Raw genomic sequence first — 25,670 nt, 5'->3', positions numbered from 1 at the left:
TCTCGGACGAAGCGCAAGCTTCTGTTCTGCAGACGAATTGACATCGTATAGAGAGATACATAATCAACACTGTTTGATCACCATAAGTATTTGGATGATCTCAGTTTGGTGCTTGGGCCTTTTGGTTCAAGCGAGCGTTTGCATGGACTGTTTCCTCGGTCCCCCAAGCGTCTGCCAGCTGAAAAGAACGTGTTGTCCAAGTCAAGTACACTAACCAGAACGGTTCTGTTCACTTCCTGCACGGATGGTGAACACTCAAGAGCCGTTCATTGTCAGCATGCACAAACATGCTGGCGGGAAAAAGTATACTTTTGATCCCAGAAGAAGATCGGGTTTAGTTACCAGCTGCCCGGTCGTGTTTGATGCGACGTCTTCTTGTGGCCGCAAGGTTGCAGGTTGGCTTCAAGTCTTTCTTTTTCTGGATCAAATCAAGCGCGAAAAGGGCGTTTGGTGAATGCCTTGGCAGTAAGAGGCGATGAAAGACGTGATACTCTGCGATAAGTCATGGGGAGCTGAGAATAAGCTTTGATCCATGAATTTCTGAATGGGGCAACCCACCTGATACTGTGTTATTACTACCCTTCGGGGTGGCTAATAATACGGTAAACCAGGTATTTCTAGACTGAATACATAGGTTTAGAAAAGCAAACCCGGGGAACTGAAACATCTAAGTACCCGGAGGAAAGGAAATCAATTGATACTCCCCTAGTAGCGGCGAGCGAACGGGGACCAGCCGAGCCTTGAATGTGAATAGAATGGTCTGGAAAGGCCAACCATAGTGGGTGACAGTCCCGTATATGAAGCACGATAGGACGTATTAAGTAGGGCGGAACACGTGAAATTCTGTCTGAAGATCGGAGGACCACCTTCGAAGGCTAAGTACTCCTTACTGACCGATAGTGAACCAGTACCGTGAGGGAAAGGTGAAAAGCACCCCGACGAGGGGAGTGAAACAGTACCTGAAACCGAACGCCTACAATCAGTTGGAGGGCCCTTGAGGCCTGACAGCGTACCTTTTGTATAATGGGTCATCGACTTGGTCTCACGAGCAAGCTTAAGCCGTTAGGTGTAGGCGCAGCGAAAGCGAGTCTTAATAGGGCGTCGAGTTCGTGGGATCAGACCCGAAACCGAGTGATCTAGGCATGACCAGGATGAAGGTAAGGTAACACTTACTGGAGGTCCGAACCCACACCTGTTGAAAAAGGTCGGGATGAGTTGTGCCTAGGGGTGAAAGGCCAATCAAACTCGGAGATAGCTGGTTCTCTGCGAAATCTATTTAGGTAGAGCGTCATCCGAATACCCCCGGGGGTAGAGCACTGGATGGGTAATGGGGCCCCACAGGCTTACTGATCCTAACCAAACTCCGAATACCGGGGAGTACTAGATGGCAGACACACGGCGAATGCTAACGTCCGTCGTGAAGAGGGAAACAACCCTGACCTACAGCTAAGGCCCCTAATTCATGGCTAAGTGGGAAAGCAGGTGGGACGACCAAAACAACCAGGAAGTTGGCTTAGAAGCAGCCATCTTTTAAAGATAGCGTAACAGCTCACTGGTCTAATCAAGTTGTCCTGCGGCGAAGATGTAACGGGGCTCAAGCCATGAGCCGAAGCTTAGGATGCACATAGTGCATGGTAGCAGAGCGTAGTGTGACATAATTCCATGTCTCCTTAAGCCCTTCGGGGCGATTGGAGACGCGGAGTTTTCTGTGAAGCCGGCGCGTGAGCGATCCGGTGGAGAGATCACTAGTGAGAATGATGACATGAGTAGCGACAAAGGGAGTGAGAGACTCCCTCGCCGAAAGTCCAAGGGTTCCTGCTTAAAGCTAATCTGAGCAGGGTAAGCCGACCCCTAAGGCGAGGCCGAAAGGCGTAGTCGATGGGAACCAGGTTAATATTCCTGGGCCAGATGGAAGTGACGGATCTCGAAGGTAGTTCATCCTTATCGGATTGAATGGGCTGCTTAGAGGTTCCTGGAAATAGCTCCATCGCTAGATCGTACCCTAAACCGACACAGGTGGACTGGTAGAGAATACCAAGGCGCTTGAGAGAACTATGTTGAAGGAACTCGGCAAAATACCTCCGTAAGTTCGCGAGAAGGAGGCCCAGTTTCTAGGCAACTAGAGGCTGGGGGCACAAACCAGGGGGTGGCGACTGTTTATTAAAAACACAGGGCTCTGCGAAGTCGTAAGACGACGTATAGGGTCTGACGCCTGCCCGGTGCCTGAAGGTTAAAAGGAGGGGTGAGAGCTCTGAATTGAAGCCCAGGTAAACGGCGGCCGTAACTATAACGGTCCTAAGGTAGCGAAATTCCTTGTCGGGTAAGTTCCGACCTGCACGAATGGCGTAACGACTTCCCCGCTGTCTCCAACATAGACTCAGCGAAATTGAATTACCTGTCAAGATGCAGGTTTCCCGCGGTTAGACGGAAAGACCCCGTGCACCTTTACTACAGCTTCACACTGGCAATAGGTCAGGCATGTGCAGGATAGGTGGTAGGCTTTGAAGCAGGGACGCTAGTCCTTGTGGAGCCACCCTTGAGATACCACCCTTGCCTCGCTTGTTGTCTAACCGCGGTCCGTTATCCGGATCCGGGACCCTGTGTGGCGGGTAGTTTGACTGGGGCGGTCGCCTCCTAAAGCGTAACGGAGGCGCGCGAAGGTTGGCTCAGAGCGGTCGGAAATCGCTCGTTGAGTGCAATGGCAGAAGCCAGCCTGACTGCGAGACTGACAAGTCGAGCAGAGTCGAAAGACGGCCATAGTGATCCGGTGGTCCCAAGTGGGAGGGCCATCGCTCAACGGATAAAAGGTACGCCGGGGATAACAGGCTGATACTGCCCAAGAGTCCATATCGACGGCAGTGTTTGGCACCTCGATGTCGGCTCATCTCATCCTGGGGCTGGAGCAGGTCCCAAGGGTACGGCTGTTCGCCGTTTAAAGAGGTACGTGAGCTGGGTTTAGAACGTCGTGAGACAGTTCGGTCCCTATCTTCCGTGGGTGTAGGATACTTGAGAGGAGTTGCCCCTAGTACGAGAGGACCGGGGTGAACGATCCACTGGTGGACCAGTTGTCGTGCCAACGGCAGTGCTGGGTAGCTATGATCGGACAGGATAACCGCTGAAGGCATCTAAGCGGGAAGCCCCCCTCAAAACAAGGTATCCCTGAGAGCCGAGGTAGACCACCTCGTCGATAGGCCAGAGATGTAAGCGCTGTAAGGCGTTCAGTTGACTGGTACTAATTGCTCGATAGGCTTGATTTGATCCAGTAGAAGCAAGACTTCACAGTGAAAACCGTGAATGACCGCATCGAAAGACAATCAAAAGCATACACATAATACAGTCGTACATGACTTGGACATTCAGAGGTTTTTCTTGGTTTGGTGATCATAGCGCAAGCAAAACACCCAGCCCCATCCCGAACCTGGCAGTTAAGTGCTGTAGCGCCGATGGTACTGCGTCTTAAGACGTGGGAGAGTAGGTCATTGCCAAACCTAGTAAAACCTCCGAATGCGTATCTCTCTAAACGATCCCTCAAACCATCTGGCGCGGGATGGAGCAGCCCGGTAGCTCGTCAGGCTCATAACCTGAAGGTCGTAGGTTCAAATCCTACTCCCGCAACCAAAATACAATATACATTACAATGTACTAAAGCGTCCGACGCAAAACTTGAATCAAAAGGGATTCCCTTGATGCTTCAACTGTGATTCATCCTGTTTGGGAGGATGGATCATGTCAGCACCTTTGCCAGACGCGCTTCGGGCGCGGTTTCAGCGATACATTGAGGAAGGGTTAAGCGGTCGCGCGGCGGCATTGCGCTTGAAACTCTCGCCCGCCACGGGAGCGCGGTGGGCGCTTGCGATCCGGCGGACCGGCCGGGCAGAGGCAGCTCCGCAGGGCCGACCAAAAGGCCGGGGCAAGCTGGACCCGCATCGGAGCTTCTTTGCTGAAATCATCGAGCAAGATGGAGACATCACGATGCCCGAGCTGAGTGCAGCCCTGTTTGACGCAACGAGTGTTCAGGCGCACCCCAACGCCATCGGTAAGTTCCTTCGCAAGCTGGGCTATACGTATAAAAAAAATCGCTGGTCGCCACCGAACGCCGCCGTGCCAAGGTAAGGCGACAGCGCGAAGACTGGTTCAAGCAGCGCCTCCCAGCCGTATCGAAGCACCCGGAACGCGTTGTCTTTATTGACGAAACATCCGTGAAGACGAACCTGACGCGGCAGCGGGGATGGGCCCCTTGCGGCAACCGCCTGATTATGGACACCCCCTTCGGCTCATGGGGCACCCAGACCTTCATAGCCGGACTGAGTGCCGACGCGATGATCGCCCCCTGGGTGATCAAAGGGGCCATGGATGGCGCGGCCTTCGCCGCTTACGTTGAAAAGGTGCTGGTGCCGGAACTCTCACCCGGAACCGTCGTCATTCTGGACAATCTCGCCACGCACAAGAATGCCGAAGCGGAAAAAGCATTGCGCAAGGCAGGGTGCTGGTTCCTGTTCTTGCCGCCCTACAGTCCCGACCTCAACCCCATCGAAATGGCGTTCTCAAAGCTCAAAGCACACCTGCGCCGGATCGGAGCGCGAACATTCACCGACATGTTCAACGCAATCGCCGAGATCTGCGACCTCTACTCTCCCGACGAGTGCTGGAATTACTTCACGGCTGCCGGATATGTCGCAGGTTAAAGGCAGGACGCTTTAGTGGGGTATTGCTTCGGCATCCGGTCCGAACGGCGGCTGTGCGAAGAGGTGCATCTGAACCTCGCGTATCGCTGGTTCTGCCGGCTTGACCTGAGTGACCGGGTCCCGGATCATTCGACGTTTTCAAAGAACCGACATGGGCGTTTCCGCGACAGCGAACTTCTGCGACACCTGTTCGAGACGACTGTCGCGCGCTGCATCGCGGAGGGTCTGGTCAGTGGCCAACGCATGGCCATCGACGCCAGCCTGATCGAGGCGGATGCCAACAAGCAGAACTCGACGCCGAAGGACGACTGGGACGCGGCGCGGATTGATCCGGCTGACGCTCCCCGCGCGGTTCGGGAGTATCTCGACACGCTGGACGAGGCAGCATTCGGTGCGGCCAGCGAGGTCCAGCCCAAGTTCACCTCGCATTCCGACCCGGCCAGCCAGTGGACCGCCGCGCGCAAGGGGCCCGCTTTCTTCAGCTATTCCGACAACTACCTGATCGACACGGATCATGGCGTGATTGTCGATGTAGAAGCCACAAGGTCGATCCGGCAGGCCGAGGTCGGATCGACCAAGACCATGCTGAAGCGGGTGAAGGCCAGGTTCGGTCTGCATCCCGAACGGCTGATTGCAGATACGGCTTACGGCACCGGACCGATGCTGGGCTGGCTGGTCGATCGCAAGATCGCGCCGCACATCCCGGTTATAGACAAGTCCGGACGCAACGACGGCACTTGGACGCGGGCAGAGTTCGAGTGGGACGCCGAGAACGACCAATATATCTGCCCCGAGGGCCATGAGCTGAAGCAGTTCCGCCGCAACTACTCGGACCCGAACCGGGGACCAACCGGCAATGGCACAGCCCGTTACCGCGCATTGAAGGACGTCTGCCAGGCGTGCCCATCCAAAGCCAAATGCTGCCCCAACGCCGAGGCGCGCAAGATCACCCGCGAAGAGCATGAAGACGCCCGCCAAGTCGCCCGCGACATCGCCAAGACCCGCCAATACGACATCTCGATGAAGCTCCGAAAAAAGGTCGAGATGCTATTTGCCCACCTCAAACGCATCCTTGGCTTAGGCCGACTGCGATTACGTGGTCCATGCGGCGCAAATGACGAATTCCTCCTCGCCGCAACCGCCCAGAACCTCCGGAAACTGGCCAAGATCTTTCCCGCACCGCAGCAAACGCGAAAAGCCTGACAGGAAAGGCGCTCGCGCGGCATTTGGAACAGCCATTTCTGCGCTCGCAAACGTTAGTTTTTCCACAAAATCGGCGGAGAGCTGCCGTTCGCTGCGGATGCGCAGTCATGGTTCCACTAGAAAAGAAGCGGGCACATGATTCGCAGGAGCGTACATAATATTTGTTTACTGGATTCCGAATTCATCTTCATCTAGCGATAAACGCGACATATCTTAACAAGCCCTATTTGGATGGAGCAATTTAATTGAGTTTTCCGATCGAAATTACTTCAAATATCACGCTGTCCAGCGGAAATGTCGCGAAAACGGTTACTCTTCATTCGGGCATGACGGTCATTCTTGGTCCAAATGGTTCTGGGAAGACTCAGTTAATGCGTGGAATGAAGCAATCGTTGCAGCAAGCCATTTCAGGAAAAAAGGTGAGCTTCGTTTCAGCAGGCCGGATTGGAATATTGGAAAGCTACCGATCCGATTATGATGGTCAGCGGAGTGGTCAGCCCCGATACGACGAGGCGGTATATGGTGGAAAGCGAGAGCAAGCGCGGCGTCACCAAACCGAAACGTTGAACGGCGCATTTCAGACACTTGCTGCCCGGCCTGACATATTAATAAAGGTCAAGGAACGCTTACGGAAGCTTTTCAAGCGGGACATCGAAATTCGCTGGGATGCTGGAGCCATTAAGGTGTTTTTTCTACATGGTGACAGCGCCGCCTATTCATCTGGACGGGAGGCGTCAGGTCTTCTGCACTTAGTGGGCCTGTTGGCGATGATCTATGATGATGATGTGGGCGCGCTCCTCCTCGATGAGCCAGAGGTGTCGTTGCACCCTCAATTGCAAGCATTTCTGCTTCAGGAGATAATATCCGTTTCGGGCTGGCCGGAAGCTGAAACCAACAAGAAGATCATCGTTCTTTGCACGCACTCAACTGAGTTTATCGAACTCAGCAAACCCTCAGATCTACTTAATTTAGTATTCGTTTCAGAGATTTCAGAGAATCCGACTCAAATACCTGCGGATGCGGGCGAACTTCAAAGCAGGAAAATTGCAGCTTTACTTGGCCGAATGGGACAGGAGCACAAACTAGCATTGTTTGCTTCGTCACCTCTGCTTGTTGAAGGTCCTTCAGATGTCATCGTCGGTTCAAGTGTTGCCCGTAAACTAGACCTTCAGTTGGAGGCCGGTGGCTCCCAAGTCTTGCCAGTTATCGGTAAGGGTCAGTTTGCCATCGTATGTAAGCTGTTCCGCATGATGGGAAAGAGACCAGTAATCCTAGCTGACGCGGATGCTCTAACCGACAATCTAGAGTTGGCGCATTTCATATTGAATTCCCAAAGCGCTAACATTGCTGCTGCTAGCCTTGGTGCGGGGTCTGCGACTGAATTGGCCAGCCAAGTCTATAATGACTTTTGCCAAATGACTGATGCCAACTGGGCTTCTATCGAGGCAGAAGCAGCAAAGCATCCCTATTGGATCGAACGCGAGCACGGACAAGGTGACGCTCAAAGAAAGGCCCAGAGAAGGTCTGCTTTTTCTACTATATTTATCCTTTCGGATGAAGAAGTCCGCTCGTTGGATCACGGAGAACAATGGGAGTCGATCAAACGGCGCTTGGAAACGTTACTCAGTCTACTGGAAGCAGAGGGCTGCTTTGTGCTTCGAAAAGGCGCTATTGAGAGCTATTTTGCATTCAACGCCGAGGAAGGTGCGGCATCAAAGCCTGAGGTTGCGGCTGTTGAAGCTGCTGGCCTCGCTGCTGCGGACTCTGAACAGGTACGAAGGATTTACGAAGATGTTGTACGATGCTTGCAATTCGCTTCTGCCGCCGAAAAAATTGTAGAGGCTGAAGCACTACAAGAAGTTCTTCTGGCAATATGTGCACCCGCGCTCGCGAAAATTCGGGCCGGGCAAGGCGCCACCAATCTGAATGCGATTGCTAGATCCGTAACTCCCGAGCTTGCAGGGATGTTCGACTTGCAGGCTGTCGACGGAAAGCTGCAAATCTCATTGAAGAGTAAGGTGCTTGATGTCAAAGGGTTCCCAATCACCGTGGCTGGCGGTGAGGATGTCCTTACTGTGGTTGCCACTGCATTGGCGATAGAATGAAGATCGAAGCTGGACTCCGATATGCACGAACGTCCGCTATCCGAAAGCTGCGCTGCAGCGTGGACTGATGGCTTGAACGTCGGCTTCGGGCCGATCACGTCACCAGCGCAATTGAATGAGTTTAATGCTCCATTACGCAGCACATTCACGTACCTTCCGGAAAATGACCTTTTGGTCATAAAGCTGCCAAAATCTGAAAATAATCTAGAAAAACACTTCATTATGTTTGGAATTTTATGCGCCACGTAATCAATTTTCTATCTGTCGCTATGGTCGCGCTCCTTCTTGCTGTTCCGGCCCAAGCCGAAACAATCTCAGCAAGCGATGCGCCACAGTATATTGGTCAAGAGATGACCGTCGAGGGTGTGGTTAGTCAGGTGTCGAGCAGCAGCGGTGGCACAATATTTATCAATTTTGGCGGGCGATATCCAAACCACATCTTCTACGGCGTTATTTTTCGGAATAGTGCCAGTCACTTTTCCGGAGTTCACGCGCTGGAAGGCAAAACCGTTGCGATCAGTGGAACGTTAAAACTGTACAAGGGAAAGCCGCAGATCATCCTTTCGTCGCCAAATCAAATCAAGGTGCGCTAGAAGCCTCGTCTAAGGTGGATTTGTGCGACACATACTATTCATTGACGAAACTTCGGTCAAAACCAACCTGACTCGACAGCGCGGATGGTCGCAGCGCGGCGAACGCCTCGTCATGGATGCCCCTTTCGGCAGTTGGGGCACACAGACCTTCATCGCGGGTCTCAGTGCCGATGCCTTGCTCGCGCCATGGGTCATCAAAGGCGCGATGGATGGCGAAGCCTTTGCCGCCTACGTCGAACAAGTGCTGGTGCCAGAGCTGGAACCAGGCACTGTTGTCATCCTGGACAATCTTGCCACGCACAAGAATGCCGCCGCTGCCAAAGCCATGCGCGAAGCCGGATGCTGGTTCCTGTTCCTGCCGCCCTACAGCCCCGACCTGAACCCAATTGAAATGGCGTTCTCCAAACTCAAAGCACACCTGCGCAGGATCGGCGCTCGAACATTCACAGATATGTTCCACGCCCTCACAGAAATCTGCGATCTATTCTCGCCAGAAGAATGCTGGAACTACTTTAAGGCTGCCGGATATGTCTCAGGTTAAAAGTCGGCTGCTTTAGTGTTCGCCCGCTCCGGTCGAAAAGAAGACCACCGAAACCCGCCGCCCGATCTCTGGTTCATGATCCCTCGACAGAAGCTCTGCTTCCTCGATCACCTTGGACATCTTTTGGTGTACCTCGTCAGCGTGTCGAACGTCATTTTCAAGCTTCTGCAGAATTGCTTGGATCGCGATGTATCCCTTCGGCAGGTCCTCGTAGGCGAAGCTGTCCCGCACCTCTTGCTTGGCTTGCTCCCAGAAGGGATCGAGCAGCCTGCTCCAAGACTCACAGATCATTTCGATGGCGGGGAGGGATAGGTGCCCGAACAGCTCTCGATCATCGTGGTTCTTGTCACCCCGCCGGCTCATGAACTCAGCACATGCTTTCATCAAGCTTTCAACGCGTGCTGGGCGTAGGTCCCATTCCGTAAGCACTCCAAGTTGGCCAGAGACGGTCTCAAGCGCGCTTGCCAGATCCTCCTCTGTCATCCTGGTCTGTTCCATGCCCAGGCTTCTGGTCCGCTCGTATGCTGAATCAAGGGTCTTTGCGCAGGCCAGCTGACCTCGCTCCAAAGTCAGGCCAGTCTCAGAAGCATGTAGCAGCAGCAAACGCGGAGGGAAGAAGTTGGTCGGCTTGTCGACGCCCTTCAGATGCAGCGCGGTGAAGCTCTCTCTAGCGGACAAGAGAGCTAATTCAGCGCCCCAGGTGCCTTCGATTTTTGCCTTACGGATGAGCCTGTAACGCTCCGGAGAGATCGTCTCTTTCGTCCGAGCTAGAACGTCGTGGAAGTTGTTGTCTCGCAAGCGCCTGGCCGATCCGAGGTATCTGGTCACGCTTTCCAAAATTACTTCGGTGTCGTCTGAGCCATCCTCCTGCACAGCGTCAATTAGTTCTTCACCAGCAAGTGTTCGATAGTTCTCGATGCGGTTGGTCACCTTCTCATCTGACGCAAACTGACCAACCGGAATATCGACAAGGTGATAGTTCACAACCCCAAATTGACTGTCGATGCGGTCGATGCGCCCCAATCCTTGGATGAGTTCCTTGAGGTTCGACGTCACCCCAAGCAGAACAAGCGTATCGGCTGACTGAAGGTTGATACCCTCGGCCATCTTGTAGGTTAAAAAGACCGATGCTGGCCCTTCCGGGGCGTTCCTCCCGCCAGGACGAAAGTAGGACTCGACAGACTTGCCGTGCGTGATCCGTCGAAAGCCATCCGGTCCGTTGCCAAAGATGGCCTTGACTGCCCTCTCATCACCCTTCGTCTGGTTACCAACAACGAAGTTCGTGTGGTGACCGCGGCGTGACAGCGCTTCAGCGAAGATTTCGAGCGTGTCTGTGCGCTCTGCGAGGAAAACAACCCGGTCCATCTGTTGCTGGATGCGGTGGCAGGCTTCGTACCGCTTTTCGTCAACCTCGCGTAGCGAACGCGAGTTGAGCTTTTGGGCTAGAGCGTCACACTTCTCGGGTGCCGCCAGCGCGTCGACGCCAAGCAGACCGAACATATCGGACTGACCTGGGTGCGGCGCTCTACGCCCCTTCTTGGAGCCTTGCTCAAATTCCCGCAGCCATTTCCCGATAACGCCGTGGGACATCTCCCAAGCTGCCTGCGCTGCGTTCACTCGAAGTATGTTCAGCAGGTTTCGGATATGGAGCTGGTCCTGAGTACTCTGCTGCGTTTTGACGTGGCCGAAACGGCTCTTCTCGACTGCCGTAACCCGCCCGCCGGGTGCGAGATCATTACACAGTGCCAAGATTTCGTCGAGGCGTGCCCTCTGAGGTTTCGTGAGCTTCAGCGTTTTGGGTCGCCCATGATTGGCAAGCTTGGGGTAGCCATGCTTGGAGCGATCCTCGTCCTCGCCAATGCATCGGCGCTGGCGGCGCGCCAGAAAAGGCGAAATCAGCTCAGAGAGTTCCGTGCGGGCCTGCCGTGAAAGAGCCGTTTCCGGTTCGGATAAGACAGCAAGTGGTGCTTTCTGATCGAAAATGTCAGGCGAACTTTGCATTTCGCGGTCAAACAGCTCACCCATGGCCTGTATGTAGTTTGGGGTCATGAAGATAGAGGCGCGCTTTTCTTGCATATGGGTAAGCCAGTCCACGTCACGATTGCCCAGCAGCGTGGCAGACAAGCAGACATTCCAGCTTGGTGGTGCGAGTTCGACCGCTGCAGCCATCTGGGATGCCTGTTCGAAGCCGGGCGTAACCGTATGGCTTTCGTCGATGATAAGTATACCGAACTGATCTAGTCTCAGACCGGTCTCGTTGTCGTCGCCAGCTCCTCTCAGGCGCTTCTTCGAAAGACTAGTGTTTGGTATGGCCTCCAAAGAGTTCGTGGAGTGCTTTTCCCAGCTCGGGATGACCTTCGGCGGCGCGATGACAGCCGCGTTCTTCCTGGCGACACCGTGCACAGGAGAGCGTGGAATGACCCGAGAAAAGGTTTCCGATAAGGCCTCGGCGAGGTGGCATCCGATTTCGGTTTTACCCGAGCCTGTAGGCGCCTCTACGAAGGCTATACCGTTATCATACGTGATAGAGCAGGCCTCATAGGTCAGCTCCTGTTGGTAATCATAGAGCGTGTGCCCGGTGATTTCTTGGCGACTGCCTGTGAGCCAGGGCTCAAAGCCCTTCTGCTCCGCGATCATGCGCGCCGTGGCGTCTTCGGCGGTGGCGGGCTTTATCAGCTTGTCGAGGATCTCGAGCGCTTCAGCAGTCCAGTCGGTCGAAACGTCCCAAATCTGCTCAGCCGCACTGGTGCGCTCAAGCTGGAGCTCATGCGTTCCAGCGTCGAGCCCATCTGCATATTCAATATTGCTGTACAGCCCTGAGCGTGAGAAGTTCGCCGAGCCAGCCACCGCGCCTATTGGCGAACTCACAATCTTGGAATGCATCCGACGATCCCCGTTGATCCCCAGGCGGGACTGGGCCAGCACGGGGTCAAAGACGCGAAGCTCAATCTTGCGAGTTTGGATCGCGCGCTTTGCAAGCACAGCGAGCAGGTCATCGTCATCCTCGACCTGCAGGCCGGACTTTTCCAGCCAATAGAGCTTCATTTCTTCAGTTACAGGTCTCGGTTTTGCCAAACGTCGAGAGTTCCCCGTATCGATACCGAATGATATCCGAATGCGGATGTCTGGGTCTGTGTCAGGGTCTTTTAGCTCCTTGACCTCTTTCATCAGGACGGCGAGCGAAGAAAGGAAGTCCTGATAGCCAGTCACGATCAGGCAATCGCCAGACGTGATGTGCGGCCGGTAGAGGTCAATGACAGGCCGGTCGATATTGGTCCCGACCTTGGGCGCAGCCGCGAGGTCGGTCTCGGCCAATTGAGTGGCCTTAGGCTGGTCAATGTTCTGTGGCTTTGGACGGAGCCAAGTCGGGAGCGAAAACAATAGGTAATACCAGGTAGATCAAGTTTCTTAGAGTATGGCGGGTGTTTCTAGCCTGAGGCAATGAATCTTTTCGGCCTGCCGCGTGTCCAGCCTCTGCTTTCTGCATTCACTCCCCGGGGTCCAAGTTAGCTCGCGAGAGAGGGGGGACCGGGAGCGGCCCAACGCCTCCCAACAGCACGGCCGGTGCTTGGGGTGGGGTGGCCACCGCCAGCTCCCCGATCTTGGCGTGCAGTGACGTTGAGCAAGCTGGCTGATTCGTCGATGAAGTTGCCATCCGCATGTTTCGAGTAGACGGGCGAGAGGATCACGACCGGTCGTTCGGCGCCCGGCAGTGCGTGAACCGCGCCGATTGTCATAGAGTTTTAGGCTTGGACCTGATGGAAATGACGGCAACTCTTTTCAAACCCTGCATTTCAAAGTTGTTCGGCAACGCTGGTTGTACCCTCCCGCAACCAACACTAACTCTTCAACAAATCCAGATACCCCAGAACCCGCTACGGCGGGATTTTGCCGTTTTGGTATCCAGTGAAGAACAAAGGTCCCGCCTCCGAGGCCATTCGCCTGAGAAATGCCTTGCGTGCGGAATTGGTTCGGATCTCTGCAGTATGCGTCGTCGCTGACAAAGAGGGGTACTTTTGAGATCAGCCAAGGTCTGGACCGGAGATTGTTCGGATACACGTTGCAGCCACATAAAAGCAGATGGAATGAACCAGGTCGTCTGCTATGTTAGATGAACGAGGGACGGCCAGTGAAAGTACGGTGTATCAGCTATGGCCGAAAAGCCTAAGAATCCGCATGCGCAACTTCCTCACAAGCGTCCCAGACAAAGCCGCGCCCAGTTTACCGTAGACACTCTTTATGACGGGTTTGTGCGTATCTGGCGCCGCGATGGGCCGGAAGCAGCAACGACTCGTGCGATAGCTGAAGAAACCGGGTATGCGGTGGGGACACTGTACGAATATTTTCCGAATACCACTGCACTTTTGTCTGGTTATGTCAGGAATTGTATTGAGCAGGATATTGTGAGGTTGCGTGAATACAATCTTTCATCCGAGGGGAAGCCCTGGTTAGAGCGCTTGTATCACGTCATAAGAGTGACTGCGGGTCAGCATCCCAACTCTCCTTATCTTGATCATGAAATGCTGTTGCGGGAAGGCCTGATTTCCGAAGAAAGACACCATCGCCATGCCTTCGAAAGGCTCGCCCAAATCTGGGTGGACATCGTATCCTCCTGGCCAGATCTGCCCGTGCGCCCCGCTCCGGAAACGATCAGGCTAATGTTTCTGATGGTCTGGGGCGTCAGGCGATACAAGCTGATTGCCCAGGTAAAAGATAGTGAACTGGGAAACTGGCTGGATGATATTCATACTATGTGCCGAGCGCTGCTACATGCAGATCGACCATCTGCCAGATAAACCGAACACTTCGTCTTAATATTGGGATCAGCCTGTTGGAAATCCAATAATCCATCACGCTGATTGATCCACTGAAATCCGAACGCATCCGGCGATAGTGTTTGATAATATGGCCAGCAGATCAACGCCATATTCGGGAGCTTATTGCCATGCCTCACAACTTTTCCGCCAACACAGCTCTCTTGCTTCCCCAGCAGCTTGAGGTTCAACGACTCCTATCGAAAAAGGGTAAGCTTGAGCATTCAAAAATAGACACCTTCGCAATGACGACCGACCTGAAAGACGATGAAGTTATTGTTAAAATTGATAAATTCGCTTTGACGACCAACAATATCACCTACGCTGCTTTTGGTGATTCGATGAACTATTGGCAGTTTTTTCCGACAAACGAAGAGGCTTGGGGGCATATGCCCGTCTGGGGTATAAGTACGGTTGTGGCAAGTGCCGCCGAGGACGTACCCGTTGGTGAGCAATACTTTGGCTACTACCCTATGGCGAGTCACCTAAAGTTAAGAGCGGGCAAAAGCAGCTCGCGCGGCTTTGTTGACACCTCAACGCATCGACAGAACCTGCCTGCAGCCTACAATTATTACACCCAGTATGATGAAACAGGGTTAAATTCCAAAATGAGCGATTATCATATGCTGCTAAGGCCACTGTTTCTGACTTCTTACATGTTGGCGGATTACCTTCTGGAAAGAGACCTTTTTAAGGTAAGGCATGCGATCATTTCTGGAGCGTCCAGCAAGACAGCCTATGGATCTGCATTTTGCCTTTCCGATCAACTAGATGTAAAATTGATAGGTTTGACATCCTCCAGAAACAAAGACTTTGTTCAAAGCTTGGGGTGCTATCAAACGGTGGCGACCTATGACGACTTGGAAGAGATTGATCCGTCTGTTCCCACGATCTATATTGATTTTTCCGGTGACGTGGATTTAAGAAGCAGAGTGCATCGGCATTTTGGTCAAAATCTGGCTCAGGATTGCTATGTGGGCTCTGCGTCCAACATGGAATTTTTCGAGCAAAGTACAAGTAACCAGGGGAAAACGCAGTTTTTCTTTGCTGCCGTTCATTACCGGAAACGTGTCGAGGAGCTGGGTGCAAAATCCGTGCTCAAAGGCATGAGCGAGAAGCAAGCCCAATTTGTTGAACGGGTTGGAAATCTGGAAAGTCCCTGGTTAACACTGAAATACAATAATGGCCTCGAGGCTGCTGCCGGGGTTGTACATAAACTCTGCTTGAACGAAGCGAGGGCTGATGAAGGATATATTGTGGCGTTGCCATAACTAAATAATGAATGGCAATATCGGTATTGGGGGCGGGTTCCGTTGCAAAATAAAGGCCCGACCGCTGTGGAGCGTATAATGGCTTTTGGCGCTCAAGGTTGGCATGTTAATTGACAGACAACGGCCCAGATGAGTGAACCAAAATTCTCAGGATGCTGAGCGCGCTTGCTGCGGGATTAAGTGCTTAGCTTTGGCGCAAACCGACCGCAACTGTTTCCATCGTAGCTGCTCGCGACCACACGGTTATTGTCAAGTGTCGCTTGAAACGTGCAACTGAGTGTGACCGTTTGTTGTCGTTGCCCTGAAACACGAGCTTTCCCAAACTGATCATAGCTGTAGATGGGTACAAAATCGGTTTTTGTCTCATTGTATTGCCAGATTGCAGATGTGCTGCTCTTTTGTGTTGGCGCCCCAATTGTGGCAATGACTTGGGAAAGCGGCAGCCCGTCAAACTGAGCTTGGCGGGCAGCAGTGTCCTGTGGACTCTCACATGCCGCCACACTTAGCAGTGCAAGAAAAAGCGTAAACGGGCGCGTAAATTTTACGAAGGATTTGGATGTCATTCTTATTCGATCTTTCCAATATGGTCACAAAAAGAGGTGTTTTCGAATTCAGGAGTGAATCAGAAATGTCAAAGTCGGTAATGCTCCGAACACTATGTCCACCATGTCCGGAATCGAATTTTCTTCACCTGTTGCTTCCCTTAGCAGGGTAACGGCTGTTTGCTCAATGGAAGACTGTTGGGAATGCCAGTACTCTTCCGGATATGAGCTTGCTTCACCCGGCTGAAACACCAACGGGACGACCCCGCGGTCAGCCGTATGCTGCGCGCCGTTGCCCCGCCATCAGTCGCCATCGGCAACGCCCTCGGCCCGCTTTCGTGCGCGGTAAGAGCGGAAGCTTGGCAGGACCACCAGAAGCACCGCGAGCACCAGCAGGCCCAACGTCATCGGACGTTCCAACACGAAATCAAAGCCGCGATACAGCTGCATGGCGCGTGCAAAGTTGTTTTCCAGCATCACGCCAAGGATGAACCCGATCAGCAACGGCGCCAGCGGGTAGTCGGCGAACCTGAGGAATGTTGCGATCACGCCAAAGCCCACAAGGATAAACAATTCGGTAGAATTGTTCTGGCCCAGATAACTGCCCATCAGTGTGAAAAACAGGATGAAAGGGATCAGGAATGTACGCGGGATTGTCAGGATCTTTGCAATATAGGGAATCAGCGGCAGGTTCAGAACCAGCAACACCAGATTGCCAAGGTACATTGAAATGATCACGGTCCAGAACACACCCGGTTCATCCACCATCAACCGCGGTCCCGGCGTGACGTTCAGCGCCAGCAGCGCACCCAACAGGATTGCGGTGGTCCCTGACCCGGGAATGCCCAGTGTCAAAAGTGGCACAAAAGATCCGGTGCAGGCGGCATTGTTGGCGCTTTCAGGTGCGGCAATTCCTTTGAGAGACCCTTTGCCGAACTCCTCCTGTTCAGCCCCCTTGGCGATGTTGCGTTCCACCGCGTAGCCCAGAAACGATGCAATCGTTGCCCCGGCTCCGGGGAGGACTCCGATAAAGAAACCCTGAATGGATTGCCGCCCGATCACAGGCGCGATGCTGCGGGCCTCGGCGCGTGAAATGCGCAACCCGCTGATCTTGCCGCCGTCGCCAGTAGCTGCACGGTTGGGGTTCATGACAAGAAACAGTGCCTCGGGCAGGGCGAACATGGCCATGGCCAGCGTGATGAAAGAAAACCCCGATTGCAGTTCCATCATGCCAAAGGTGAAGCGTGGTGTGTTCGAAAGTGCTCCCTCTCCTACTGTGCCCAGCATCAGACCAAGGATCGTCATCATCAGCGCTTTGGCCACCTGACCCGTGCCGGCAAATGCCGCGATGGCCGACAGGCCCACCACCATAAGCGCGAAATATTCGGCTGAGTGGAACAGCAGCGCCACCGTGGACAGAGCGGGCGCGAAAATCATCAAGAGGACCGCCCCGATCGTGCCACCTGCGAAGCTGGCGATGGCGGCAATGGTCAATGCCTTGCCTGCCTGTCCTTTGCGCGCAAGGGGATAGCCGTCAAAGGCGGTCGCGACTGTTCCTGCGACCCCCGGCGCGTTCAGCAGAATCGAAGAGGTAGAACCCCCGAAAATCGCCCCGTAATACACCCCTGACAACAAGATCAGCGCCGATGTCGGATCGCCGATGCCAATGGCCACGGGGATCATGATCGCGATGATCGACATCGGCCCAAGCCCGGGCAACATGCCGATCAGCGTGCCGATCAGGCAACCCGCAACTACCATCATCAGGTTGAACGGGGTAATGGCCGTGGTAAGGCCAATCAGAATACCTTCAATCATTTCCCTGTTCCTTTACATGAACATCGCGGGCCAGGGACGCAGAAAAATCCCCAACACCTCTTGCACCAGATACCAGATCGAAACGGCGGCAATCGCGGCCACAGGGATCATGATGTGAAAACGCCGCTCGCCAAGGACCAGCGACCCGATCAGCAAAAAGCTGATGGTCGCGCCGACAAACCCAAAGGGCCGCAGCGTAAAGGCATAGGCAACCATCAAGGCGATCAACGCCAAAGCCTGCCCGACATGGTAGTTGCCGAGACGGGTCAGATCGATTGCCCCGTCTTTCTTGGCGTCACCCGCTGCGCGCTTGGAGCCGAACAGGATGACAAAACCGGCGATCAGCCCCAGCACCGTCAAGATCTTGGGAAAGGTCGAAGGCCAGACCGGATTGCGTCGCAAGATTGGCGGCAATTGGTCGTCCATTGTAAAAAATGCGGCATAGCCATAAATGCAGCATAGCGTGATAAAGGCTAGCGCGATCCAGCGATCCAGCGTCATCGACGGCCCCTCCTGTTTTATGTTTTGTTTTGCTGTCTGCGGATGCCCCGAACGGCGCGGGGCATCCGCCATGTCATGTTACCAACTGTGTCGCCACAGTCGCTTACATGAACCCAAGTTCACGCATCAAATCGCCAAGCTGCTTTTCCTGAGCTTCGAGAAAAGTGGCGAATTCGTCACCCGGACGGAAGATGTTGACCAACCCCATGCGCGCGCGCATCACTTCCCATTCAGGGGTTTCCATCATCGCGGCAAGCAGATCCTGATAGGCGGTCAGCTTTTCCCCGGGCAGGCCAGGGGCTGCAAAGAACCCGCGCCAGTTCACGAATTGCGCGTCGATCCCCTGTTCGACAAAGCTGGGCGCGGAATCATAGGCTGGCACACGCTCGGGCGCGGTGACGCCCAGGATACGGATTTCGCCCTGTTCGGCCAGCGCGATGGCTTCGGAAAAGCCTGTGGACAGCGCTTTTATCTCACCCGATAGAAGGCCGGCCATCGCTTCACCGCCAGCGTCATAGCCGACATAGTTGAAGGCCGTCGGGTCTTCACCCGCGCCTTGCATGATGATCGCGGCCACAAGGTGGTCCATGCCACCGGGAACCGACCCGCCGCCGATGGTCAGGGCGTTAGGGTCTTTGCGGTAAATGGCCAGTGCATCGTCCATTGATGTGATCGGGCTGTCGGCCAGAACCACCAACGCCGCATAGTCGCCCACAGTGCCTGCGACCAGTGTCAGGTCACGGAAGCTTTGGGAAATTTCGCCGGTCAGGGCGCGGATCACGATTGGCGTGGAGTTCACCATCAGCGTGCCTTCGCTGCTGGCCGCGTTTTCAATCAGGCTTGCGATGGCCACACCACCACCACCACCAGAGAGGTTTTCATAGGTCGCATTGCCCACAAGCCCCGAATTCATCAGCGCCTCACCGGTGCCGCGCGCCGTGCCGTCCCAGCCACCACCGGCGCCGCCGGGGATCAGAAAGTGTACGGATTCCATCATTTGGTGTCCGTCGGCCTTGGCCATTCCTGTCATTGCAAAGCTTGCTGTTGCCGCTGCGATCAACGCACGGCGTGTCCACCCATAGGTGTTCATTGGTATTCCTCCCATTTGACAGGCGGACCTCCGCCGCCCATAGGTAATGCTAGCATGCAAAGCTGACAGAACCCTGACACCGCAAAAGGGCCAGTCATTGTGTGGGAACACAGGGAGGATCGGGTGCGTTATCTCTTGGTCGAAGACAACACCGAACTTGCTGAGGCCGTTCTAAAGCGGCTGGCACTGGACGGCCACGCCATTGACCATGCGCCGACGCTGGCAGATGCCGAAGACTGTCTTGCCGCTGCCAGTTATGACCTGATCTTGCTGGATGTGATGCTGCCTGACGGCGACGGGCGCGAGTTTCTTGCACGCAGTCGTGCACACCTTGAAACTCCGGTGATCGTGCTGACCGCCCGCAGCCAAGTGTCCGACCGCGTGGGCGCGCTGGATCAAGGGGCTGACGATTACATTACCAAACCCTTTGATTTTTCCGAACTCGAGGCACGCTGCCGCGCGGTTCTGCGCAGGCGGGGCGGGATGGCGCGCAACGAAATCACTCTTGGTCCACTGTCTTTCGATCTGCTCAGGGGCACTTTGCGGCGCGGCGATGATATTCTGGAATTGCGCAGCCGTGAAATCCGCCTTTTGGAAGTTTTTGCCCGCCACCCCGGCCAAATCCTGTCAAAATCGCACCTTATGGACCGCTTGTTTACATACGACACGACGGTTACCGAAAACGCAATCGAGGTATATGTGGGCCGCCTGCGCCGCAGAACTGCTGACATTGGTCTGCGCATTGAAACCGTGCGTGGCCATGGCTACCGGATAGAGACCGGCGGGAATGATTGAAAGCCGGTCCATCGGCAGACGCCTGACGCTGCTGCTGGCGGCGGTGGCCGCCCTTTTGTCGGTTCTCAGTTGGGTCATGGTGACGTGGCTTGCGCGCGAAGCGACACAACGCACACAAGATAACGTGCTGGCTGCCTCGGCCACAACGATTGCCGAAACCCTGCGCAGCGAACAGGGCCAACTGCGTCTGGAACTGCCTTATTCCGCTTTAGCCATGTTGGGCGCGATCAGCGAAGACCGCGTATTCTATCGGGTGGCAGCAGGCGAGGCGATCCTGACGGGTTACGAAGATATGCCCCCCCCAACCACAGCACGGCTGGGACAGGTGGTTTTTGACAGCGCAACCTTTCGCGGGGCATCAATCCGGATGGCGACGTCCAGCCGTCAGGTTCTTTCCGGTGACGGGCCGGTTCTGGTCACGGTCACAGTTGGCCAGACCCGTGATGGTGTCGGCGCAGTGGCAGCAGATCTGTCACGATTGGCGGCGATCCTGTCGGTTGCCTTTTTCGCGGTGGCGGTGGCGCTTTCGGCGTTCGTGGCGACCACGTCATTGCGACCTCTGAATGAAATCGCAGCAGCGGTGTCGCGGCGTGGCCCGTCCGATCTGCGCCCGCTGCAACGACCCGCGCCAACAGAACTGGCGCCGCTGCTGTCTGCGCTGAACCGGCTGATGGACCGCTTGCGCAATTCGATCCGCCGGTCCGAGGATTTTATCGCCGAAGCCGCTCACCGCATTCGAACGCCGCTTGCGACTGTACGCGCACAAGCGGAAATCGCACTGCGTACGGTGCAGGGGGATACGGAAAAGCAACGCCTGCGACGGATCATCCGCGCTGTGGATGAAAGCTCTCGTTCGGCGGGGCAGTTGCTGGATCACGCCACCGTCGCCTATCGCACGGAGAACCTGACCCGTGACAGGCTGGATCTGTCCGAACTGGTCGCAAGCACTGTCGCGGCGATGGAACCCACCGCGTCCATGCGCGACATCCGCATGCAACTGGTGGCCACCCCCGCACCAATCGCAGGGGATTCGATCCTGCTGGAAAGCGCGATCCGGAACGTTTTGGACAATGCCATCAAATATTCACCCGAAGACACCACCGTGACGCTTCAAATCACACGCGACCCTTCTGAGGTACGACTTGATGTTTGCGACGAAGGGCCGGGGCTGGGCGAAGAACCTTTTCAAAATTTGACTGAACGATTCCGGCGCGGCATCAATACCGGTGGCATCGTCGGGTCAGGTCTCGGGTTGACCATCGTCGCCGAAGTCTTGGCTGCCCATGGTGGGCGGCTTGACCTTGCGACATCAACCAATAGCGAAAGGGGCGGCGCATGCGTTTCCTTGGTCTTGCCTTCTGCCTGATCGTTTGGGCTGCCAGCGCGGCGACCGCGCTTGAAATCGAAGATCACCGGCTTTTCCCCGGCACTGGCGAACGCGTCCTGCGGGTTTTGTCGACCACTGATCTTGCTCTTTTCGCGCCTTACGTTCTGGGCTTTCAGAGAAGCCGCCCAGAGGTTTCGGTGGATTACACCGTCGTATCGTCAAGTGAACTGCACCGGGCGATCCGTGGCGGCGCGCAATTCGATCTCGCGATTTCCTCAGCGATGGATCTGCAATTCCAGCTCGCCAATGACGGTTACACGCTTCCTTACAGGTCGGATATTACGCAAGACCTGCCGGATTGGGCGCGTTGGCGTGACCTGATTTTTGCCTTTACGGTCGAACCGGCGGTTATGGTCATCAACACTGACCGTTTCGCGGGCTTTGATCTGCCCGCTACCCGGCAGGATCTGATTGCCTTGTTGCGCGACAACCCTGCGCATTTTGCGGGTGCGCTTGGCACCTACGATGTGCGCGAAAGTGGTTTGGGGTATCTTTTTGCAACTCAGGAAGACCGTTCCACGGATGCCTATTGGCGCCTGAACGAAGTTATGGGCCGGCTTGGACCGCAGCTTTATTGTTGCTCGGCGCAAATGATTGACGATGTTGGCACCGGTCGTCTTGCGCTGGCCTACAATGTGCTTGGTAGCTATGCCACTGATCGCCTGGCGGCGGTCGAAGGCGGGCGGATGCAAATTTTGCAGATGCAGGATTTCACCAACGTTATGCTACGCACCGTTCTGGTGCCCGCCACTGCACAAGAGACCGAAGCGGCAGGCGCTATGATCGACCTGCTTTCTGCTTCGGGCTTGCGTGAGCTGCCCGGCGAATGGCCACTACCCTCGCTAAGTCTCTCGGGCGAGCTGGAAAGCTCGGGATTTGGTCCGATCAGCCTGGGGCCCGCTTTAATGGTATATCTCGACCCGTTAAACAGGCGCGCCTTTCTGACTGAGTGGGAAAACGCAATGGAGCAGCAATAGGGTTTGACCGTCTGCACAGAAGATTATGAGCTAGAGCCCCCTCAGCAACCCGATCGCCTGTTCGAGTGGTAGTGCACGAACATCTTTTGCGATCGGGACTTCGTGCTCTCCTGCGTAGATCAGAAGCTTTCGGGTGGCCTTGATATCTTCAGCACCTACGTGAAACCCACGCGAGACTTTTGGCGCGGTCGTGCGTTTGACTTCGATCGCCCAGATGCCTTCTCCGGGCAGACGAAGGACCAGGTCAAGTTCAGCACCAGCAGAGGTGCGGTAAAAGAAGGCCTCGGTGCCGGCTGGGGCTGCTGCGAGTAGAGCTTCGATACAAAAACCCTCCCAACTGCCTCCGACCACCGGATGCCCGAGCAAGCCCTCGGTCGTGCCAATGCCCAAAAGGGCGTGAACGATCCCGCTGTCCCTGACATAGACCTTTGGCGATTTCACGAGACGTTTGCCAACATTCTCATGCCAGGGCTGTAGGCGCCGGACCAGCATGAGATCGACGAGCAGATCAAGATAGCGCCCGACAGTCTGCCCCGAAACACCAAGCCCTTCGGCGAGTGATGCGGCGTTCAGCAGGCCACCTTGAACATGGGCCAGCATGGTCCAGAACCGTCGCAAGGTGGCAGCGGGAATGCGCGGCCCGAGGGCAGGGATGTCGCGTTCGAGATAGGTGCGCAGAAAATCGAGACGCCAGTCCATGCTGGTCTGATTGTTCCCAGCCATAAAACTGTCGGGAAAGCCGCCGCGCAGCCACAGTTTGTTCAATTGATCCGTGCCCACCTCGGCAAGTTGAAGAGGGGGCATTTCGATATACCTGACCCGACCGGCAAGGGACTCTGCTGATTGTTGAAGCAGAACATTGGAGGCTGAACCAAGCAGCAGGAACTGTCCCGTCCGGAACCCGCTTCGTCTGCGGCGATCAATCTGGCCGCGCAGGCTTTTGAACAAACCCGGCATCTGCTGCACTTCGTCCAGAATGACAAGTTTGCCTGCCTGTTCGTCTAAATAGAGATCTGGTTCGGTCAGGATCTGCCTGTCCGCTGCACGTTCAAGGTCAATGTACACCGAGGGATGCTGTGAGGCGATGTCGAGAGCGAGCGTGGTTTTCCCGACCTGACGGGGGCCGAGAAGGACAACGGCGGCTTGGCTTTCCAAGGCGGATTGCACGATTTGATTGGTTTGGCGTGTATACATACCTTGCAAATACTCCATGTTGTGGAAGATTTGCAATGTTATTGTGGTGTGCCGTGGGGTCGGCACTTAGAATAATAAATAGCCCATAGGTATTGGATGCAAGCCCGCGATACCTTGCTGTGCTGTCACAAAAGGTGTTTCCACAGGTTTCAGTCCTATCAGTCGCGGTGTATCCAATAGTCTTGCCGTATGCATGTTCTGGTTAGCTAAACAGCTCTTTATAGGCCTCAAGCGTTCGCGTGCGCGCCTTGGACCGCGCGGCGCCCTGTGCCGGAAGCTTCAATCTGGAGTTGTTTATCACCATGATATGGTCCTCCAGAACGCGCGCCGCCAAATCCAGATTTCGCGCCTCCAGATGCCTTAGAATAATCTGGTGTTCGTCAAACGATTGTTTGCGGTACTCGCCTTCGCCCCCTTGCAGGCGCACGCGCAGAGCTTCGATGGTTGACGCTGTCAGGTTGTAGGCTTGCGGAAGATAGCTGTTGTTCGAATGGTTTATCAGCAGTCGGTGAAAATCCATGTCTGCCGTTTCATAGTTTTTCCATTCCCCGCCAGCCAGTGCATTCTCCATCCGGCCGACTGTCTCTTTTAGCGCGCCTGTAAGGGTTGTCGCATCATTCTCCATCGACAGCCGCATGCCCGCTGTTTCCAGCATGGCGCGGAAGATGCTCATTTCGCGCACGTCCTCTCGGGTTGGCGAAAAGACGTAGGTGCCTGCCTGTGGAACGATCGTGACCAGACGGATGTCCCGAAGTTCGAAAAAGGCGGTTCGAACCGGTGCCTTGCTCATTCCCAGCGCTTCGGCAATCTGCATCTCGGACAGGCGTTCGCCAAAGTCCAGAGCACCGGAAACGATGGCTTCGTGAATGCGGGTGAACGCTTCTTTGCTCAGCGACACTGTGGTTCCTTCCGGATATTGGGCCGAGATCGGGCACGTTTTTGCGAATTGCCTTCGGGTTTGAACGCTTTAGACCGCTAGGGCCATGTCAATCAATATATAGAAAAAATGCTCCTTGACAATTATTGATCATACTAGAATTCTAGTATGTGAAATATACGAAAAGGAAGAATATCATATGAGCCGGCTTCACCTGTTGACCCCAGACGCTCAATATCCGGACGATGCCGAAATAGAGCGCACGACGGCAGGGCCCCTTGTGGATTGGAGCATTCACCGCGAACGCCAGCCCGCGGCGATTCCCGACAAGGAGTGGAGCAGCGCGGACGCGTTGGTAGTTTGGCACGAGATGCCAATCAACGCCGAAGTGATCGAGCGGCTTGACCGTTGTCAGGTCATCGTTAGGGCAGGGGTCGGGTTCGACCATATCGATCTGGACGCCGCCGCCGCCAAGGGTATTCCGGTGTGCAATACACCCGATTATGGCACCAGCGAGGTCGCGGACCACGCCATTGCGATGATGCTGAATTTCAAACGTGGCCTTACATCTTATCACCGCGCGCTGATGGCGTCTCCGCAAACCGGATTTGATCATGCGCGCGCGCCCTTGATGGGACGGCTGCGCGGGCGGACGTTTGGCGTTGTCGGGTTGGGGCGTATCGGAACGGCCACAGCTTTGCGGGCCAAGGCATTCGGTTTGAACGTCGTTTGTTATGATCCTTATGTCTCGCGTGGGACCGAAATTGCCGTGGGTGTCCAACGGGTCGAAAGCCTGCGTGCGTTGCTGGAGGTCAGCGATGTGGTCAGTCTGCATTGCCCGCTGACAGACGAGACACGCAATATGATCAATGCCGAGACGCTGGGGTTGATGAAATCAAACGCCATTCTGATCAATACGGCGCGCGGTGCCATCGTGGATGTGCCTGCACTGTTGGATGCTTTGCGGGGCGATGTAATTGCTGGGGCAGCACTTGATGTGCTGCCCGTCGAGCCGCCTGCCAAGGACGATCCGGTTTCGGTTGCATATGCGGGGCGCGACGACGTGTTGACCGGCGAGCGCCTGCTTTTGTCGCCGCATGCAGCATGGTCCAGCCCCGAAAGCGTTGCGGACGCGCGGCGTCTGGCCGTGGAAACGGCGATGCTGTGTCTGAACGAGGGACGCATCCGAAACCTTGTGAACACTCCGAAACGTGCCCCGCTGGCAGCCGAATAACTGTCCGCGGGGAAAGAAGGCCCGAAGCAGAATGCTGCTTGGG

General features: G+C 55.1%; 16 protein-coding genes, 1 tRNA gene, 2 rRNA genes and 2 pseudogenes. 14 read left to right on the top strand and 7 right to left on the bottom strand.

Features of this window, described 5'->3' with window-relative positions; genetic code table 11:
* The first annotated feature begins 426 nt into the window (after positions 1-426).
* The 8 genes and pseudogenes from SULPSESMR1_RS20295 to SULPSESMR1_RS20260 form a co-directional block, all read left to right on the top strand.
* Positions 427-3,257: ribosomal RNA gene (locus tag SULPSESMR1_RS20295) — 23S ribosomal RNA — on the top strand.
* A gap of 116 nt (positions 3,258-3,373) precedes the next feature.
* Positions 3,374-3,488, top strand: a 5S ribosomal RNA gene (gene rrf / locus SULPSESMR1_RS20290).
* Positions 3,489-3,541: 53 nt separating this feature from the next.
* Positions 3,542-3,618 (top strand) — tRNA-Met (locus SULPSESMR1_RS20285).
* A gap of 108 nt (positions 3,619-3,726) precedes the next feature.
* Positions 3,727-4,685, top strand: a protein-coding gene (locus SULPSESMR1_RS20280; protein ID WP_089422512.1) for an IS630 family transposase whose coding sequence is annotated in 2 segments (ribosomal slippage) — positions 3,727-4,068 and positions 4,071-4,685 — 957 coding nt in all. Because the reading frame shifts where the segments join, the coding sequence is not laid out codon by codon here.
* A gap of 12 nt (positions 4,686-4,697) precedes the next feature.
* A pseudogene (locus tag SULPSESMR1_RS20275) lies at positions 4,698-5,888 on the top strand (IS1182-like element ISRssp12 family transposase); the annotation flags it as partial.
* Between the two features lie 245 nt (positions 5,889-6,133).
* Positions 6,134-7,993: an ATP-dependent nuclease gene (locus SULPSESMR1_RS20270; protein WP_089422880.1), complete on the top strand. Its 1,860-nt coding sequence runs from the start codon at positions 6,134-6,136 to the stop codon at positions 7,991-7,993.
* Between the two features lie 236 nt (positions 7,994-8,229).
* Positions 8,230-8,586 carry a nucleotide-binding protein gene (locus SULPSESMR1_RS20265; protein ID WP_089422879.1) on the top strand — a complete coding sequence of 119 codons (357 nt, stop codon included), beginning with the start codon at positions 8,230-8,232 and terminating at the stop codon, positions 8,584-8,586.
* A 31-nt stretch (positions 8,587-8,617) separates the two neighbouring features.
* A pseudogene (locus SULPSESMR1_RS20260) lies at positions 8,618-9,127 on the top strand (IS630 family transposase); the annotation flags it as partial.
* Between the two features lie 12 nt (positions 9,128-9,139).
* Here SULPSESMR1_RS20260 and SULPSESMR1_RS20255 read toward each other — a convergent pair.
* Positions 9,140-12,442, bottom strand: a complete 3,303-nt coding sequence (locus SULPSESMR1_RS20255; RefSeq protein ID WP_240311217.1) for a DEAD/DEAH box helicase family protein — start codon at positions 12,440-12,442, stop codon at positions 9,140-9,142.
* 836 nt (positions 12,443-13,278) lie between these two features.
* Between SULPSESMR1_RS20255 and SULPSESMR1_RS20245 the strand changes: the two genes are divergently transcribed.
* Together SULPSESMR1_RS20245 and SULPSESMR1_RS20240 are read left to right on the top strand one after the other, a co-directional pair.
* A complete protein-coding gene (locus SULPSESMR1_RS20245; RefSeq protein WP_089422875.1) occupies positions 13,279-13,923 on the top strand; it encodes a TetR/AcrR family transcriptional regulator in 645 nt (214 codons plus the stop codon).
* A 149-nt stretch (positions 13,924-14,072) separates the two neighbouring features.
* Complete coding sequence (locus SULPSESMR1_RS20240; protein WP_089422874.1) at positions 14,073-15,212, top strand: DUF2855 family protein; 1,140 nt, start codon at positions 14,073-14,075, stop codon at positions 15,210-15,212.
* Between the two features lie 176 nt (positions 15,213-15,388).
* Here SULPSESMR1_RS20240 and SULPSESMR1_RS25070 read toward each other — a convergent pair whose 3' ends face one another.
* The 4 genes from SULPSESMR1_RS25070 to SULPSESMR1_RS20225 form a co-directional block, all read right to left on the bottom strand.
* On the bottom strand, positions 15,389-15,775 hold the full coding sequence (locus SULPSESMR1_RS25070; RefSeq protein WP_157729066.1) for a hypothetical protein: 387 nt from the start codon (positions 15,773-15,775) through the stop codon (positions 15,389-15,391).
* 282 nt (positions 15,776-16,057) lie between these two features.
* Entirely contained in the window at positions 16,058-17,572 is a 1,515-nt protein-coding gene (locus tag SULPSESMR1_RS20235) for a tripartite tricarboxylate transporter permease (RefSeq protein WP_089422873.1), read from the bottom strand.
* A 12-nt stretch (positions 17,573-17,584) separates the two neighbouring features.
* Positions 17,585-18,073, bottom strand: a complete 489-nt coding sequence (locus SULPSESMR1_RS20230) for a tripartite tricarboxylate transporter TctB family protein (protein WP_089422989.1) — start codon at positions 18,071-18,073, stop codon at positions 17,585-17,587.
* A gap of 103 nt (positions 18,074-18,176) precedes the next feature.
* Positions 18,177-19,163 (bottom strand): tripartite tricarboxylate transporter substrate binding protein, encoded by a 987-nt coding sequence (locus SULPSESMR1_RS20225; RefSeq protein ID WP_089422872.1) that lies wholly within the window; start codon positions 19,161-19,163, stop codon positions 18,177-18,179.
* Between the two features lie 123 nt (positions 19,164-19,286).
* Between SULPSESMR1_RS20225 and SULPSESMR1_RS20220 the strand changes: the two genes are divergently transcribed.
* Genes SULPSESMR1_RS20220 through SULPSESMR1_RS20210 form a run of 3 tightly spaced genes read left to right on the top strand, consistent with a single transcriptional unit; the run spans position 19,287 to position 22,322 of the window.
* Positions 19,287-19,958: a response regulator transcription factor gene (locus tag SULPSESMR1_RS20220; RefSeq protein WP_089422871.1), complete on the top strand. Its 672-nt coding sequence runs from the start codon at positions 19,287-19,289 to the stop codon at positions 19,956-19,958.
* Positions 19,951-21,324 carry a sensor histidine kinase gene (locus tag SULPSESMR1_RS20215; RefSeq protein ID WP_089422870.1) on the top strand — a complete coding sequence of 458 codons (1,374 nt, stop codon included), beginning with the start codon at positions 19,951-19,953 and terminating at the stop codon, positions 21,322-21,324. The genes SULPSESMR1_RS20220 and SULPSESMR1_RS20215 overlap by 8 nt, the downstream gene beginning before the upstream one ends.
* Positions 21,294-22,322, top strand: coding sequence for an extracellular solute-binding protein (locus SULPSESMR1_RS20210; RefSeq protein ID WP_089422869.1), 1,029 nt, complete (start codon positions 21,294-21,296; stop codon positions 22,320-22,322). Before SULPSESMR1_RS20215 ends, SULPSESMR1_RS20210 begins: the two co-directional genes overlap by 31 nt.
* Before the next feature lie 30 nt (positions 22,323-22,352).
* Here SULPSESMR1_RS20210 and SULPSESMR1_RS20205 read toward each other — a convergent pair whose 3' ends face one another.
* A complete protein-coding gene (locus SULPSESMR1_RS20205; RefSeq protein WP_089422868.1) occupies positions 22,353-23,516 on the bottom strand; it encodes an ATP-binding protein in 1,164 nt (387 codons plus the stop codon).
* A gap of 202 nt (positions 23,517-23,718) precedes the next feature.
* Positions 23,719-24,414: a GntR family transcriptional regulator gene (locus SULPSESMR1_RS20200; RefSeq protein ID WP_089422867.1), complete on the bottom strand. Its 696-nt coding sequence runs from the start codon at positions 24,412-24,414 to the stop codon at positions 23,719-23,721.
* A gap of 178 nt (positions 24,415-24,592) precedes the next feature.
* Here SULPSESMR1_RS20200 and SULPSESMR1_RS20195 point away from each other — a divergent pair, with 178 nt between their 5' ends.
* Positions 24,593-25,627, top strand: a complete 1,035-nt coding sequence (locus SULPSESMR1_RS20195) for a C-terminal binding protein (protein WP_089422866.1) — start codon at positions 24,593-24,595, stop codon at positions 25,625-25,627.
* Positions 25,628-25,670 lie beyond the last annotated feature (43 nt).

Source organism: Pseudosulfitobacter pseudonitzschiae (assembly GCF_002222635.1).
Taxonomy (GTDB): Bacteria; Pseudomonadota; Alphaproteobacteria; order Rhodobacterales; family Rhodobacteraceae; genus Pseudosulfitobacter; species Pseudosulfitobacter pseudonitzschiae_A.
This window is presented reverse-complemented; position numbering and strand designations above follow the sequence as displayed.

Coding starts and splice junctions, on each gene's coding strand:
- SULPSESMR1_RS20225 (WP_089422872.1), bottom strand. CDS start 19,163: ATGAACACCTATGGGTGGACACGCCGTGCGTTGATCGCAGCGGCAACA.
- SULPSESMR1_RS20235 (WP_089422873.1), bottom strand. CDS start 17,572: ATGATTGAAGGTATTCTGATTGGCCTTACCACGGCCATTACCCCGTTC.
- SULPSESMR1_RS20240 (WP_089422874.1), top strand. CDS start 14,073: ATGCCTCACAACTTTTCCGCCAACACAGCTCTCTTGCTTCCCCAGCAG.
- SULPSESMR1_RS20215 (WP_089422870.1), top strand. CDS start 19,951: ATGATTGAAAGCCGGTCCATCGGCAGACGCCTGACGCTGCTGCTGGCG.
- SULPSESMR1_RS20205 (WP_089422868.1), bottom strand. CDS start 23,516: ATGTATACACGCCAAACCAATCAAATCGTGCAATCCGCCTTGGAAAGC.
- SULPSESMR1_RS20230 (WP_089422989.1), bottom strand. CDS start 18,073: ATGACGCTGGATCGCTGGATCGCGCTAGCCTTTATCACGCTATGCTGC.
- SULPSESMR1_RS25070 (WP_157729066.1), bottom strand. CDS start 15,775: ATGACATCCAAATCCTTCGTAAAATTTACGCGCCCGTTTACGCTTTTT.
- SULPSESMR1_RS20210 (WP_089422869.1), top strand. CDS start 21,294: ATGCGTTTCCTTGGTCTTGCCTTCTGCCTGATCGTTTGGGCTGCCAGC.
- SULPSESMR1_RS20195 (WP_089422866.1), top strand. CDS start 24,593: ATGAGCCGGCTTCACCTGTTGACCCCAGACGCTCAATATCCGGACGAT.
- SULPSESMR1_RS20265 (WP_089422879.1), top strand. CDS start 8,230: ATGCGCCACGTAATCAATTTTCTATCTGTCGCTATGGTCGCGCTCCTT.
- SULPSESMR1_RS20245 (WP_089422875.1), top strand. CDS start 13,279: ATGGCCGAAAAGCCTAAGAATCCGCATGCGCAACTTCCTCACAAGCGT.